Genomic DNA, 14,232 nt, shown 5'->3' on the forward strand with positions numbered 1-14,232 from the left:
GCCATGAGGCGCAAGAATTCGTGGAGCGTGTTGTTGGGGCTGGTGGCTTTCAGCCCGATGGTGATGGCGCTCGGCATTGCCGAGCCGCAGCTGCGTTCGAGCCTGAACGAGCCTTTGCACGCCACATTGACGCTCACCGACACGCAAGGGCTGGATAGTTCGCAACTGCATGCCAGTCTGGCGAGCGAGGGTGCCTATGAGCGTGCTGGGATGCAGCGTAGCGCACTTGCGGAGAGTCTCAGCCTGCATGTGGACAAGATCGTCGACGGTCTGCAACTGATCATCACCAGCCCCAAGCCGGTTCGCGAGCCCTTCCTCGATCTGTTGCTGGATCTGGAATGGCCGAACGGGCAACTGCAACGTCAGGTGACGCTGCTTTTCGACCCCGTCGACTACCATTCCGCGCCGGCCTTGATCGTTGGCCAGCACCCGGCTGAGGACATCGGGAACGCGCCGAGTGTCTCGGAGATTGCTCCGGTGACTGCCCCGGCAAAAGTGCCGCGCGGACAAGGTCCAGATAACGTCGAGGTGCGCCCGGGCGATACGTTATGGGGCATCGCCAGCCGTGTGCGCCCCGCCCCGGACCTCAGTTTGCGCCAAGTCATGCTCGCGCTATATGAGGCCAATCCCGACGCCTTTGTCGGGAGCAACATGAACAGTCTGCAGGCCGGGGATTTCCTTCAGGTTCCTTCGGCGCAGGCCATGCGCGCGGAAAATCCGCAACAGGCGGCGACGGAAATCAGCACGCAGTATCGGGACTGGATTGCCGAGCGTGACGTGACGGATGCAGTGGCAGCCTCCTCTCAGGGTGAGGCTTCGTCCGCTGACGTTGGCCAGACCGCTGCTCCAGGCAATGCCGCCTCGATAACCGAGCGCGAGGCACGGCCACGGCTGACACTGCTCAGCGACGATGGGCAGAGTGGTGCCGGCAGCGATATCGCGCAACGCCTGGTACGTCTAGAGGATGCCTGGAACACGAGTCGGAGCGAGTTCGATCAGGTGCTACAGCAACGCGAAGCACTGGCCGGGGAGGTCGAGCGTCTAAAGGAACAGGTCGCCGCGTTACGCGACGCCCTCGACAGCCGCTCCGAGCCGCAGATCACGGCCGCCGCGGCTGGAGAGCCCACGGTGGCCGATGCGACGGTCGAGCCTGATGCCGGGGGGAGCATGGCGCAAGCGGCCATGCCGGTAGCGACGGCCCAGGCTGGCATGGCTCGGCCCTGGTGGCAGAAGGCAATGGGTCAGTGGCAGTGGTGGGCCGGTGGCCTGGCCGTATTGCTGCTGGGATGGTTGGGATGGATGCGCCGCCGTCAGCAGGAACCCGTGGTCTCGATGCCGTCCCGCGAAGCCTCCATGATGTCGCCCGGGCAGGCCCGATCCGCGAATCAGGATGAGGGACTCAAGGCCACGGCGATCAGCGAGGCGGATATCTACATCGCCTATCGACGCTACGACCAGGCACGTGACTGGTTGCAGACCCGTCTCGAGACGGGGCCTGACAATGAGGCCCTGCGCCTGAAATTGTTAATGGTGCTGGGCGAGCTGGGCGATATGTCCGGTGTCGAGCGCGAGGCCCAGCGCTTGCGTGAGACGCCGCATGCCGAGCATCGCCAGGAGGCGTTGCGACTCGCCCAACACTACCGCACACGGCATGCCGAGCAGCGCGAAAGCCAGATTGATGATGCGGTATCGAAGCCGTCATCGAACATCGAGCCGGCGAGAGAGAGCCAGTCGCGGGCTAACGACGCGGTGCCGGCGGCAGCGACGATGCTCGCCCCGCTGAGCACGGTTCCCGACTGGCGTAGCGGTCATGCCGCGTCACGCCCGCCAGGTGCCGAATCGACCCCGACGGACAATGCGGCCCTTGAGGTGGCTGAAGAGACGTCGGCGCAGACTCTCGACGCACCGGTAGCCGCCGAAGTGAAGACCGGGGCCGAACCGGTGGGGGAGTCGAGCGCAGAGTCATGCGCCAGCTCGGCTCAGGCCGAGCCTAGCATGATAGAGTACGAGCCTCCGGTATTGAATGCCGAGCAGCGTACCGCACATTCCCTTGTGCTGGAGCAGCCGAGCATCGAATATGAGCTACCCGAGGTTGATACCGCTGACGCTGACGCGCATGCCCCTGAGGTCCCCCACGGGGTGCCCGAGGTGGAGTGGGAGATCGAGGAGGTAGCATTCGAGGCCCTGCATCTGGATAATGAGCCCTCTTTCAAGCGCGGTTCCCGCTGACGGTAGGCAGGTCTTGCTGAGGCCGTCTTTTGCGAGAGCCGCATCGTTCGGCAGACCTGCGCAATACCTGGCGTTTCATGTTCTACCCGAGCCGGGCAAGGCAGGTTCATTGACGTAAGATTGTGGGCCCATGCCGTTTTTTACCTCCTTGGATGACTCTCAGCGCCATGTCGGACGCTTCGCGCTGGGCGTGGAGTACGATGGTAGCGCTTACTGTGGCTGGCAGCGCTTGAAACACGCCCCTTCGGTGCAGGCCGCTCTGGAAACCGCGCTCTCCAAGGTGGCGAACGCGCCCATTCGCGCCTTGTGCAGCGGGCGCACCGATACCGGTGTTCATGCCACGCGTCAGATCGTGCACTTCGACAGTGACGTGGCGCGTTCCCAGAAAGCCTGGGTGTTCGGCGCCAACGCCAACTTGCCGCGTGATGTCGCGGTACGCTGGGCCGTGCCGGTGGCAAGCGACTTTCATGCGCGATTTTGCACCCTGGCGCGGCGTTACCAGTATGTGCTGCTCAACCAGCCCAACCGGCCGGTACTCGAACGGGCCAACGCCACCTGGTGCCGCGAACCACTGGATGCCGAGCGCATGCATGTCGCCGCGCAGGCGCTGATCGGCGAGCACGATTTCTCGAGCTTTCGGGCCGCGAGCTGCCAATCCAAGAGCGCATGGCGGCATGTGCATTTCATTGAAGTGCAGCGTCATGGCCCTCTGGTAGTGGTCGACATTCAGGCCAACGCCTTCTTGCACCATATGATCCGCAATATCGTCGGCGCGCTGGTGGTGGTCGGCAGGGGCGAGCAGGATGAGGGGCATATGGCGCGCCTGCTGGCACACCAGGATCGCTCGCTGGCCAATGCCACGGCGCCCGGTTGCGGGTTGCACTTCGTCGACTCCATCTATGATGCTCGCTACGACCTGCCGCGCGAACCGCTGGGCCCTAGTCTGCTGGCGTTTCGAGGTGAGTGGACCGGCGAGCGTGTGTTGCCCAAGGGGGGCTTTGTCCGGCCGAGGAGGGCGCAATGCGTACCCGAGTGAAGATTTGCGGGTTGACCCGCGAAGAAGATATTGCCGCGGCGGTCGAGGCCGGCGCCGATGCCGTCGGTTTCGTGATGTGGTCGGGCAGTGCGCGAGCCATCGACGAGGCCCGGCTGGCCGAGCTGTCAGCATGTGTGCCCGCATTCGTCACGCGGGTCGGCCTGTTCGTCGATCAGGACGCCGAATTCATTCGCCGCTGCGAGGCGCATCTCGATCTGCTGCAGTTTCATGGCGAGGAGAGCCCGCAGGCCTGTCACGGTTTCACGCGTCCTTGGATCAAGGCGCTGCGCATGCGTGAAGGCGTCGACCTGTACGCCGCGGCCCGCGATTATGCCGAGGCCCGGGGGTTGCTGCTCGACGCCTACAAGCCGGGGGTTCCGGGCGGTACGGGGGAAACCTTCGACTGGTCGCGAATCCCCCCGACCCTGTCAAAACCTGTTATCCTCGCTGGAGGTCTTGATCCGGCCAATATCGGTGAGGCCATTGGCGCAGTTCGGCCTCACGCCGTCGATGTCTCGGGAGGCGTCGAGCGCGCCAAGGGCATCAAGGACCCCGCCAAGATCCAGGCATTTCTTCATCAAGTGTTTTTAACTCAAGCCCCATGAGGTGTCTTTCGTGACCAAGTTCAGCGACCTGACCCGACTGCCGGATGCCCGTGGCCATTTTGGCCCTTACGGTGGCCGGTTCGTCTCGGAGACTCTGAGCTTCGCCCTGGATGAACTGGAGAAGACGTACATGAGTCTTCGCGATGATCCGGACTTCCAGGCGGAATTCGACTACGACCTGGCCCATTACGTTGGCCGTCCGTCTCCGCTGTATCATGCTGAACGATGGTCCCGCCAGCTCGGTGGCGCACAGATATGGCTCAAGCGCGAGGATCTCAATCACACCGGCGCACACAAGGTGAACAACACCATCGGGCAGGCCCTGCTGGCCAAGAAGAGCGGCAAGCCGCGGGTCATCGCCGAGACCGGTGCCGGCCAGCACGGCGTGGCCACCGCCACCGTGGCGGCGCGCCTGGGGCTCAAGTGCGACATCTACATGGGGGCCGAAGACGTCGAGCGTCAGAAGCTCAACGTCTATCGCATGCATCTGCTGGGCGCTAACGTGATCCCGGTGGACTCCGGTTCGCGGACTCTGAAAGACGCGATGAACGAGGCGCTACGTGATTGGGTGACCAACGTCGACGACACCTTTTACATCATCGGTACCGTCGCCGGCCCGCATCCGTACCCGATGCTGGTACGCGACTTCAACTCGGTGGTGGGGCGCGAGGCGCGCGAACAGTCGCTCAAGCAGATCGGACGGCTGCCGGATGCGCTGATCGCCTGCGTCGGTGGCGGTTCCAATGCCATGGGGCTGTTCTATCCCTTCGTCGAAGATGATGAGGTTGCGATGTACGGGGTCGAGGCCGGCGGTGACGGTGTCGAGACCGGGCGCCACGCCGCGCCGCTGACTGCCAACGCACCGGCGGGCGTGCTGCACGGCAATCGCACCTACCTGATGTCCGACGAAGGCGGCCAGATCGCCGATACGCATTCGATCTCGGCGGGCCTTGATTATCCCGGCGTAGGGCCGGAGCATGCGTTGTGGAAGGATGTCGGTCGGGTGACCTACGTTGCCGCCAATGACGACGAGGTGCTCGAGGCGTTCCGTGAGTTGACCCACGTCGAGGGCATCATGCCGGCGCTGGAATCTGCGCATGCCATGGCGTATGCCAAGAAACTGGCACGCGAGATGCGCCCGGATCAGCATATCATCGCCAACCTGTCCGGGCGTGGCGACAAGGACATTCTGACGGTGGCCAAGATCGATGGCGTCCAATTCTAACGGCGGAGTCCAGAACATGAATCGTATTGATCAACGCTTCGCCGCTCTCAAGGAACAGGGCCGTACCGCGCTGATTCCCTATATCACGGCGGGTGATCCTGCACCGGAGCATACGGTCGACTTCATGCATGCGCTGGTCGAAGCCGGCGCCGACATTCTCGAGCTGGGAGTGCCGTTCTCCGATCCCATGGCCGACGGGCCGGTGATCCAGAAGGCCTGTGAGCGGGCGCTAGTGTACGGCACGCGCCTGTCGCACATCCTCGATATGGTCCGTGAGTTTCGCACGCGGGACGATGAGACGCCCGTCGTGCTGATGGGCTATCTCAACCCCATCGAGCGCATGGGCTATGAGGTCTTCGCCGACGGCGCCCGGGAAGTCGGCATCGACGGTGTGCTGGTGGTGGATATGCCGCCCGAGGAGACGGGTGATGTCGCCGCACTGCTCAAGGCGCGCGGCCTACAGTCGATCTTCCTGGTGGCCCCTACCACCTCACCCGCGCGTGCCGCTACAATATGCGCCCATGGTGAAGGCTACCTGTATTACGTTTCGCTCAAGGGTGTAACCGGAGCGGCGACACTCGATGTCGACGGCGTGGGGCGGCAACTGGATATGCTGCGCGAAATGACCTCGCTGCCGCTGTGCGTTGGCTTCGGTATTCGCGATGGGCAGTCTGCCGCGGCGGTGGGCCAGGTGGCGGATGGCGTCATTGTCGGCAGCGCACTGGTTAACCGCATCGCTGAACATGCGACAGCGCCCCAGCGCATACCCGGCGAGCTCAAGGCCGTGCTTGGTGAGATGCGCCAAGCACTCGACCGCTGAGTCCTAGCAGGCTGCCTTTTAGACATTAATCCTCGTAGGCCCGGCCAAGTCTCGCGAGCCGGGTGGATCGACAAGCAACACGGAACCTTTCCTGACCATGAGCTGGCTAGACAAGATCGTGCCGTCGATGAGCCGCACCCAGCGCAGCGACCGCCGCAGCAGTGTGCCCGACGGGCTTTGGCGCAAGTGCCCCAAGTGTGAGTCGGTGCTCTATCTCCCTGAACTCGAGAAGCATTGCAACGTCTGTCCCAAGTGCGATCACCACCTGCGACTGACGGCACGCAAGCGCCTGAACTGGTTCCTCGATGCCGAGGGCCGCGAAGAGATTGCCGCCGACCTGCAGCCTGCCGATCGGCTCAAGTTCCGCGATTCCAAGAAATACAAGGATCGTCTGGCCGCGGCGCAGAAGGCGACCGACGAAAATGACGCGCTGATTGCCATGCGCGGAACGCTGGACGGTCTGCCGGTGATGGTCGTAGCGTTCGAGTTCACTTTCATGGGCGGCTCCATGGGGGCCGTGGTGGGGGAGAAGTTCGTACGCGCAGCGACGCTGGCGCTGGAGGAGAACATTCCTCTGGTATGCTTTGCGGCCTCGGGTGGGGCGCGCATGCAGGAGGCGCTGTTCTCGCTGATGCAGATGGCCAAGACCTCTGCGGCGCTGGAGCGCCTCAAGCAGGCGGGGGTGCCGTATATTTCGGTGTTGACCGACCCTGTCTTCGGTGGCGTTTCGGCATCATTGGCGATGCTGGGCGATCTCAATGTCGCCGAACCCTATGCGCTGATCGGTTTTGCCGGACCGCGGGTCATCGAGCAGACCGTACGCGAGAAGTTGCCGGAAGGCTTTCAGCGTAGCGAATTCCTGCTTGAGCACGGCACTGTCGATATGATCATTCATCGCAGCGAAATGCGCGAGCGCCTAGGCGCGATACTGCGCAAGCTGACGCATCAGCCGATGATCGGCGGCGTGGTCGACACGCCGCCCGAGGAGATAACCGATACGACCCTGGATGATCTGGATTCCTCTCAGGCCGAACCCTGAATGTCCACACCGCTAACCCTGTCGGATTGGCTGGCGCATCTTGAGCGCCAGCATCCTGTGTCCATCGATCTCGGCCTCGAGCGTGTCGTCGTGGTCGCCCGTCGCCTGGGGCTGCTCGAGCGGCGTCTGGCCGGGCACGTCGTCACCGTGGCCGGCACCAATGGCAAGGGCTCTACCGTGGCCATGCTCGAAGCCCTGGCCCGGGCACATGGGCATACGACTGCGGCCTACACCTCGCCGCATCTGCTGCGTTACAACGAGCGACTGCGACTCGACGGTCTCGAGGCCAGTGATACTGCGCTAGTCAGCGGTTTCGAGCGTGTCGAGGCGGCACGCCTGGAGGATGAGCCCGTCAGCCTGACGTATTTCGAGGCTGGAACGCTGGCAGCGTTGTGGCTCATTGGCGAGGCGCAGCCGGATGTGGCGATTCTCGAAGTGGGGTTGGGCGGACGGCTGGATGCGGTCAACGTCGTCGATGCCGATGTCGCCGTGATCACCACTATCGCGCAGGATCATGCCGATTTCCTGGGCACGGACCTTGAAGGCATCGGACGCGAGAAGGCGGGTATCCTGCGCGGCGGCCACCCTGTCGTGCTGGGGAGCGAAAGCTTGCCGGCCAGTGTTCATCAGGTGGCGGACGCGCTTGGCGCTCCCGCCTTCGCGTTGGGGCGCGACTTCCTGCGCGAATCGCTCGGCGAAGAGTGGCGATGGCACGGTGTCGATGGCCAAGGCCGCAAGCGGACGCTCGAACCGCTGCCCGATCCCGGCTTGCCGCTGGATAATGCCGCCACGGCGTTGCAGGCTTTCTTGCTGGCGGGTTTTGCGCCGGAAACAGCCGCCTGTGTCGAAGCCTTCGAGGCGGTAGGCTTGCCGGGGCGCATGCAGTGGCGAGGGCCTTGGTGTCTGGATGTCGGCCATAATCCCCATGCAGCCCATTACCTGGCGACTCAGTTGGCCCGGCGTGCCCGGCCTGCCCGGCGTATCGGCTTGCTGGGCATGCTGGGCGACAAGGATGCCGCGGGAGTCATCGCCGCCTTGGCGCCGGTCATAGATGCATGGGTGGCGGTGGGGCTCGAGGGGTCTCGGGCACGCAGCAGCGCAGAGCTGGCCGAGCTATTGCAGGAGCAGGGCCAGACACTGTTGCATGAGGCGGCGTCACCGGCCGAGGGTACCGAATGGTTGAGAGCGCGGCTGACGGAAAGTGAGGAGGTGTTGGTCTGCGGCTCGTTTTATACCGTCGCAGGAGCTCTCGAGTGTTTGATGGCAGCAGATGTAGATTAGGAGAGCGTCATGAAATATGGAATGCGTGAGCGCATCAGCGGTGCCATTATCCTCGTGGCCCTGGGCGCCATCTTTCTTCCCATGCTGTTCGATGAACCCACGCCGCGGGGAGAACGCCCCGAGCCGGTGTTGACCATCGAGCAGCCAATTCCGGTCGATCGGCGACCGGTGGCGGCGCCGCAGCCGCCGGCTTCATTGAGTCAGGACACACCGGCGAACCGTCAGCCACCGCAAGCGTTGTCCTCCGGCACGGAGTCATCAGAGCCTCCCCAGGTTACGGCAATGCCCGCCTCACCCGAGCCCGAGCCTGAGCCTGAGCCCGCTTCAGAGCCCACCCCGGCCAAGCCCGATCCGATCGCCGAGATTGCCCAATCGAAATCCACGTCCTCGTCGCCGGCGTCCGCATCCGCTCCCACGGTTTCCAGTGCCCCCAACGGTGAATGGGCCGTGCAGGTTGGCAGCTTTGGAAAAGCGGACAATGCGGAACGCCTGACCCAGCAGCTCAAGGAGCAAGGCTTTCCGGCATATAAGCAGCCGCGCGACAATAATCTCACCACTGTCTATGTCGGCCCCTTCGGGTCTTCCGAGGCGGGGGAGCAGGCACGTACGCAGCTCAAGTCGAAAGCTAACATTCAGGGCCTGCTGATCCGTATCAAGGAACAGGGATGACCCTGACATGGCTCGACTGGGCCTTCCTGCTGGTGTTGACAGTCTCGATGTTAACCGGCTTTCTGCGCGGGCTGGTACGGGAAGCCCTAGGTCTTGCGACCTGGATCGTTGCGCTACTTGCGGCACGGCTGTTTGCCTTGCCGGTGGGCAACATGCTGGAAGGGTTCATCTCGCATCCCGACGTACGGCTAGTGCTCGGTTTCGTGCTGGTGATCTTCGGGGTGGTCATGGTGTGCGGTTTTGTGATCCGGCTCATCAATGCGGCGGTGGAGTGGGTGGGCATGGGCTTCTTCAACCGTGTTGCGGGAAGTGTTTTCGGCGCCTTGCGCGGCGCGGCGGTACTGGTACTGGTCACCATTGTCATCAGTCTCACGCCGTTGAGTGAGATGTTGGCCTGGCGCCAGGCCGAGCTGCGTCCTGCGTTTGAAGAACTGCGCAATTGGTCGGTTAGTCGTCTGGAAACCTGGGAGGGCATGGGAACCTGGGAGGACCGTACCGGGTCGGCTTCCCGTCTGATCGAGCGCCTGCCATCCATGCCCGACACGTTGCGCATGCCGCCTGATGATGTCTCTTTTCAGGACACTCCTTTCGAGCGCACCGCGATCGGCGGCAACGAGCCGCACCCATGAGGGACGTGAAGATGAAAGCGGGTAGAATGAGCGACAAGAGCCCGAGTGGAATTTTATGGGCTGTAAGAGGGTCTCGATAAGTCCCCATCAAGATTGAAGCCATGACGAAGCAGGTGTGGCGGGACGCTTCCCGTCGGCCCGTATGCCAGGGCGTAAGCGGTTTCTTGAAGTATGGCGAGACGTTGCGCGTCTCGCTGACGATGTTCAACGCAAGCGAGGTAAGGCGGAATGTGCGGTATCGTGGGCCTCATGGCCAATCAGGCGGTCAATCAGTCGTTATACGACGCCATGACAGTACTGCAGCACCGTGGGCAGGATGCCGCCGGAATGATGACATGGCACGATGGTCGCTTTCTGTTACGCAAGAGCAATGGCCTGGTGCGCGATGTCTTCCATACTCGCCACATGAACCGGCTGAAGGGCAACATGGGCATCGGCCATGTGCGCTATCCGACGGCGGGGTCGTCGAGCGAAGCGGAGTCCCAGCCGTTCTATGTCAATTCGCCTTACGGCATTTCGCTGGCGCACAACGGTAATCTGACCAACTCCGAACAGCTCAAGCAGGAGCTGTATTCCACCGACCTGCGGCATATCAATACCAGCTCCGATTCCGAGGTGCTGCTCAATGTCTTCGCTCACGAGCTTGGCAAGCAGGGCCACCACCTGACGCCCGACGATATCTTCGATGCCGTGCGTCGGGTTCATCGGCGTTGTCGCGGCGGTTACGCGGCGGTAGCGTTCATCAACGGTTTCGGCATGGTCGCTTTCCGCGATCCACACGGCATCCGTCCTGTCGTGTTCGGTACGCTGGAGACCGAGCAAGGCCTGGACGTGATGATCGCCTCTGAATCGGTGGCGCTGGACGTGGGAGGCTTCGAGCTGAGCCGTGACTTGGCGCCAGGGGAGGCGATCTTCGTCGACCTCAACAGTCAGATCTATACTCAGCAGTGCGCCGACCGGCCGGTGCTTGCGCCGTGCATCTTCGAGCATGTCTACCTGGCGCGGCCCGACTCCATCCTCGATGGTGCCTACGTTTATGGCACGCGCATGGAGATGGGGCGTATGCTCGGCGACCGTATTCTCAAGGAGTGGCCGGATCACGACATCGATGTGGTCATTCCGATTCCCGATACCTCGCGGACCTCGGCGCTGGAGCTGGCCCAGCATCTAGGGGTGAAATTCCGCGAAGGCTTCATGAAGAACCGCTACATCGGACGTACCTTCATCATGCCGGGGCAGACTCAGCGCAAGAAGTCGGTGCGTCAGAAACTCAATGCCATCGATGTGGAATTTGCCGGCAAGAACGTGCTGCTGGTCGACGACTCCATCGTGCGCGGGACCACGTGCAAACAGATCATCCAGATGGCTCGCGAAGCCGGGGCGCGCAAGGTTTATTTCGCCTCTGCCGCACCGCCGGTACGCTATCCCAACGTCTACGGCATCGACATGCCGGTGGCCAACGAACTGATCGCGCACGGGCGTAGCGAGGCCGAAGTGGGCGAGTTGATCGGCGCCGATCGCATTTTCTATCAGGATCTCGAGGATCTGAAGACCGCCTGTCGCAATGTCAACCCTTCGCTCGAGCAGTTCGACTGCTCGGTATTCGATGGCGAATACGTCACCGGCGATATCGACGAGGCCTATCTGGCCGCGTTGGAGGCCTTGCGCAGCGATGCCGTCAAGCATCAGGCGGGTACGGCCCATTCTGTGGTCGACTTGCACAACGACGTCGAGAATTACGACTAGGGGCATTTGCCAAGCCGTCGGCGTCTGCGGAACACTCAAGACCGCGGGCGCTGACCAGCCCCGCCGGAGGAATAGATAACCCATGAACGATGATTATCTGAACGATGTAGCGCTGGATACCCTGGCGATTCGTGCAGGCCATGTGCGTACTGCCGAGCAGGAGCACGGCGAGCCGATTTTTCCCACGTCGAGTTTCGTCTACGGCAGCGCAGCCGAGGCGGCGCGCAAGTTCAGCGGTGAAGAGCCGGGGAACATCTATTCTCGCTTCACCAACCCGACGGTGCGCACCTTTGAGAAACGTCTAGCGGCGCTGGAAGGCGGCGAGCGCTGCGTCGCGACCAGCTCGGGCATGGCAGCGATTCTGTCCACCGCGCTGGCGCTGCTGCAGGCCGGCGACGAAATCGTCGCCTCGCGATCGGTCTTCGGCTCGACCGTCAGCCTGTTCAGCAAGTATCTGGGCAAGTTCGGCATCACTACCCGCTATGTCGAGTTAGGCAATCTCGAGGCTTGGGAGGCGGCCATCACGCCGCAGACCAAATTGCTGTTCGCCGAAACGCCTTCCAATCCGCTGTCGGAGTTGGTGGATATCGCTCAGCTTGCCGAACTGGCGCACCGGCACGGCGCTTGGCTTGCCATCGATAACTGTTTCCTGACGCCTGCGTTGCAGCGTCCGCTGGATCTCGGCGCGGACCTGGTCATACACTCGGCGACCAAGTACCTCGACGGCCAGGGACGGGCCATCGGCGGCGCAGTGGTAGGACGTAATGCCGAGCTTGAAGAGCTGTTTGGCGTGGTACGGACCTGTGGGCCGAGCATGAGCCCGTTCAACGCCTGGATATTTCTCAAGGGACTGGAAACGCTCAGTCTGAGAATGAAGGCTCATTGCGAGAATGCTTTAGCGCTGGCGCGCTGGCTGGAGGCTCAGCCCGCCGTGGAGCGCGTCCATTTCAGCGGACTGGAGAGCCACCCGCAGCATGAACTGGCCCAGCGCCAGCAGAAGGGGGCCGGGGCGGTATTGGGCGTGGAGGTGCGCGGCGGGAGAGAGGGGGCCTGGCAGGTCATCGATGCGACCCGCATCATGTCGATCACCGGCAACCTGGGCGACGTGAAAACCACCATCACGCATCCGGGCACTACCACCCACGGCCGCCTGAGCGAGGAACAGAAGGCCGCCGCAGGCATTCGTGAGGGGCTGATACGCATCGCCGTAGGGCTTGAGGATATAGACGACCTCAAGGCCGACCTGGCACGTGGCCTGAAGCAGATATGACCCGGCCTTGATAGATCAATCTTTCCGACACCTCGCCTTCGCGGGGTGTTTTTTTGTCTCGGGCTGGTGCGGTCGGGGCAGGATTTTTCGCGAGAAACAGTAACTGTTTCCTTGGAGTAAATGATGCGTTCACGTTTGCTGGGCTGTCGAAGCGCAGAAGACGCCGTATGCTCAAGACATACTCCAACGAGGCGGCGACATGTGGCGTAACACGACACGCGGCTGGGGCCTGATGAGCATGGGTCTGCACTGGCTGAGTGCCCTGGCGGTCTTCGGGCTTTTTGCCCTCGGGTGGTGGATGACCGGGCTGGGTTACTACGACAACTGGTATCAGCTTGGTCCCTGGTGGCACAAATCGATTGGCCTGTTACTGTTGGCGGTCACCGTGCTGCGGGTCGTCTGGCGTCTGATACAGCCGACGCCGCGGGCCCATGGGCGTCGGGCCGAGCGCTGGGCTGCGCATGCCGGACACTGGCTGCTCTATGTGCTGATGTTCGTGGTGATGATCAGCGGCTATCTGATCCCGACTGCCGAGGGGCGGGGCATCAGCGTATTCGGGCTCTTCGAGGTGCCGGCGCTGGTCAGCGGTTTGCCCAACCAGGCTACCGTGGCGGGTGACGTGCATTGGTATGCCGCCTGGGCGTTGGTGATACTCTCCGTGGGCCACATGCTGGCAGCCTTCAAGCATCATTGGCTGGACCGCCATGACACGCTGGTGCGCATGCTGGATCCGCGTCATGCCCGACAGCACTAGAATCCCTTTTCATTCGCTGCGCTCGGCTATACGGTGGAAGTCACCATGCCATTGTAGAAACGGTCATGCCGGGAGCGTCGGGGTACATGGCGGCACGAAGAGGCAGGTAAAACGCGGTGCAGATTCTTTTGACTCACAAGGAGTGATAACGATGTTCAAGAAAACGGCATTGGCAGCAGCGTTGATGGCGGCTTCCATGGTTCCGCTGTCCCAGGCTCAGGCGGCCGACTACGTGATCGATACCGAAGGCCAGCACGCCTTCGTTCAGTTCAAGATCAGTCACTTGGGTTACTCCTATGTTCTGGGTACGTTCCCTGATTTTTCGGGCAATTTTACATATGACCCGGAAAGCCCTGAGGATTCCAGCGTTAATGCCACTATCCAGGTGGACAGCCTCGACAGTGACAATGCTGAGCGCGACAAGCATATCCTCAGTGACGATTTCCTGAATGCGAGCGAATATCCCGAAGCCACCTTCGAGTCCACCGGATTCGAATCCACCGGCGACGGCGACGGCGAAGGCGAACTGACCGGGGATCTCACTCTGCACGGCGAGACCCAGCCGATCACCATCGATGTGCACCATATCGGCGGTGGAGAAGATCCCTGGGGCGGCTATCGCCAAGGCTTCGAGGGAACGACAACGCTGACCCTGTCAGATTTCGGCATCGATACCAGCATGCTCGGCCCATCCGCCTCCGAGGTGGAGATGTATATGGTCTTCGAGGGCATTCGCCAGTAGCGCCATGATCCAGTAGCGCCATGCTGATGTGACGAGTGAACCGGCCCCGTGAGTCTTCTCATGGGGCCGTGTTCGTCTCGACGGTAGCTGACCTGGTTATGTCTGCGCTCAGGCAATCTCCTATGGCATGCCTATACTCATCAGGCATTGCGTGATCAATCGCCGGCAATGCCGGTGCATCATTTTT

13 protein-coding genes are annotated in these 14,232 nt (G+C 62.3%); all 13 read left to right on the plus strand.

From position 1 onward, the window contains the following. Positions 1-3: 3 nt before the first annotated feature. The 13 genes from ACW4DH_RS16275 (at position 4) to ACW4DH_RS16335 (ending at position 14,045) form a co-directional block, all read left to right on the plus strand. Positions 4-2,229 (plus strand): type IV pilus assembly protein FimV, encoded by a 2,226-nt coding sequence (locus ACW4DH_RS16275; protein ID WP_459637459.1) that lies wholly within the window; start codon positions 4-6, stop codon positions 2,227-2,229. 130 nt (positions 2,230-2,359) lie between these two features. Then, the gene (gene truA / locus ACW4DH_RS16280) at positions 2,360-3,265 is read left to right on the plus strand and encodes a tRNA pseudouridine(38-40) synthase TruA (RefSeq protein WP_459637460.1); all 906 of its coding nucleotides are present in this window, start codon (positions 2,360-2,362) and stop codon (positions 3,263-3,265) included. After that, positions 3,250-3,870, plus strand: a complete 621-nt coding sequence (locus ACW4DH_RS16285) for a phosphoribosylanthranilate isomerase (protein ID WP_459637461.1) — start codon at positions 3,250-3,252, stop codon at positions 3,868-3,870. Before truA ends, ACW4DH_RS16285 begins: the two co-directional genes overlap by 16 nt. A gap of 10 nt (positions 3,871-3,880) precedes the next feature. Continuing rightward, positions 3,881-5,095 (plus strand): tryptophan synthase subunit beta, encoded by a 1,215-nt coding sequence (trpB, locus tag ACW4DH_RS16290; RefSeq protein WP_459637462.1) that lies wholly within the window; start codon positions 3,881-3,883, stop codon positions 5,093-5,095. A 16-nt stretch (positions 5,096-5,111) separates the two neighbouring features. Then, positions 5,112-5,915 (plus strand): tryptophan synthase subunit alpha, encoded by an 804-nt coding sequence (gene trpA, locus ACW4DH_RS16295; RefSeq protein WP_459637463.1) that lies wholly within the window; start codon positions 5,112-5,114, stop codon positions 5,913-5,915. A 97-nt stretch (positions 5,916-6,012) separates the two neighbouring features. Next, on the plus strand, positions 6,013-6,954 hold the full coding sequence (gene accD / locus ACW4DH_RS16300) for an acetyl-CoA carboxylase, carboxyltransferase subunit beta (protein ID WP_459637464.1): 942 nt from the start codon (positions 6,013-6,015) through the stop codon (positions 6,952-6,954). Continuing rightward, a complete protein-coding gene (gene folC, locus ACW4DH_RS16305; protein WP_459637465.1) occupies positions 6,955-8,235 on the plus strand; it encodes a bifunctional tetrahydrofolate synthase/dihydrofolate synthase in 1,281 nt (426 codons plus the stop codon). 9 nt (positions 8,236-8,244) lie between these two features. Beyond that, entirely contained in the window at positions 8,245-8,904 is a 660-nt protein-coding gene (locus ACW4DH_RS16310) for an SPOR domain-containing protein (protein WP_459637466.1), read from the plus strand. Beyond that, complete coding sequence (locus tag ACW4DH_RS16315; protein WP_459637467.1) at positions 8,901-9,533, plus strand: CvpA family protein; 633 nt, start codon at positions 8,901-8,903, stop codon at positions 9,531-9,533. The genes ACW4DH_RS16310 and ACW4DH_RS16315 overlap by 4 nt, the downstream gene beginning before the upstream one ends. Before the next feature lie 228 nt (positions 9,534-9,761). After that, positions 9,762-11,279 (plus strand): amidophosphoribosyltransferase, encoded by a 1,518-nt coding sequence (purF, locus tag ACW4DH_RS16320; protein WP_459637468.1) that lies wholly within the window; start codon positions 9,762-9,764, stop codon positions 11,277-11,279. A gap of 82 nt (positions 11,280-11,361) precedes the next feature. Beyond that, positions 11,362-12,549 carry an O-succinylhomoserine sulfhydrylase gene (locus tag ACW4DH_RS16325; protein ID WP_459637469.1) on the plus strand — a complete coding sequence of 396 codons (1,188 nt, stop codon included), beginning with the start codon at positions 11,362-11,364 and terminating at the stop codon, positions 12,547-12,549. Between the two features lie 199 nt (positions 12,550-12,748). Then, positions 12,749-13,303, plus strand: a complete 555-nt coding sequence (locus tag ACW4DH_RS16330) for a cytochrome b (RefSeq protein WP_459637470.1) — start codon at positions 12,749-12,751, stop codon at positions 13,301-13,303. 151 nt (positions 13,304-13,454) lie between these two features. Beyond that, the gene (locus ACW4DH_RS16335) at positions 13,455-14,045 is read left to right on the plus strand and encodes a YceI family protein (protein ID WP_459637471.1); all 591 of its coding nucleotides are present in this window, start codon (positions 13,455-13,457) and stop codon (positions 14,043-14,045) included. The last annotated feature ends 187 nt before the right edge of the window (positions 14,046-14,232 follow it).

The organism is Halomonas sp. WWR20, assembly GCF_054602495.1.

Bases quoted from the DNA above. Each gene is read 5' to 3' on its own strand.
- ACW4DH_RS16275 (WP_459637459.1), top strand. From the start codon at position 4: ATGAGGCGCAAGAATTCGTGGAGCGTGTTGTTGGGGCTGGTGGCTTTC.
- truA (WP_459637460.1), top strand. From the start codon at position 2,360: ATGCCGTTTTTTACCTCCTTGGATGACTCTCAGCGCCATGTCGGACGC.
- ACW4DH_RS16285 (WP_459637461.1), top strand. From the start codon at position 3,250: ATGCGTACCCGAGTGAAGATTTGCGGGTTGACCCGCGAAGAAGATATT.
- trpA (WP_459637463.1), top strand. From the start codon at position 5,112: ATGAATCGTATTGATCAACGCTTCGCCGCTCTCAAGGAACAGGGCCGT.
- accD (WP_459637464.1), top strand. From the start codon at position 6,013: ATGAGCTGGCTAGACAAGATCGTGCCGTCGATGAGCCGCACCCAGCGC.
- folC (WP_459637465.1), top strand. From the start codon at position 6,955: ATGTCCACACCGCTAACCCTGTCGGATTGGCTGGCGCATCTTGAGCGC.
- ACW4DH_RS16310 (WP_459637466.1), top strand. From the start codon at position 8,245: ATGAAATATGGAATGCGTGAGCGCATCAGCGGTGCCATTATCCTCGTG.
- ACW4DH_RS16315 (WP_459637467.1), top strand. From the start codon at position 8,901: ATGACCCTGACATGGCTCGACTGGGCCTTCCTGCTGGTGTTGACAGTC.
- purF (WP_459637468.1), top strand. From the start codon at position 9,762: ATGTGCGGTATCGTGGGCCTCATGGCCAATCAGGCGGTCAATCAGTCG.
- ACW4DH_RS16325 (WP_459637469.1), top strand. From the start codon at position 11,362: ATGAACGATGATTATCTGAACGATGTAGCGCTGGATACCCTGGCGATT.
- ACW4DH_RS16330 (WP_459637470.1), top strand. From the start codon at position 12,749: ATGTGGCGTAACACGACACGCGGCTGGGGCCTGATGAGCATGGGTCTG.
- ACW4DH_RS16335 (WP_459637471.1), top strand. From the start codon at position 13,455: ATGTTCAAGAAAACGGCATTGGCAGCAGCGTTGATGGCGGCTTCCATG.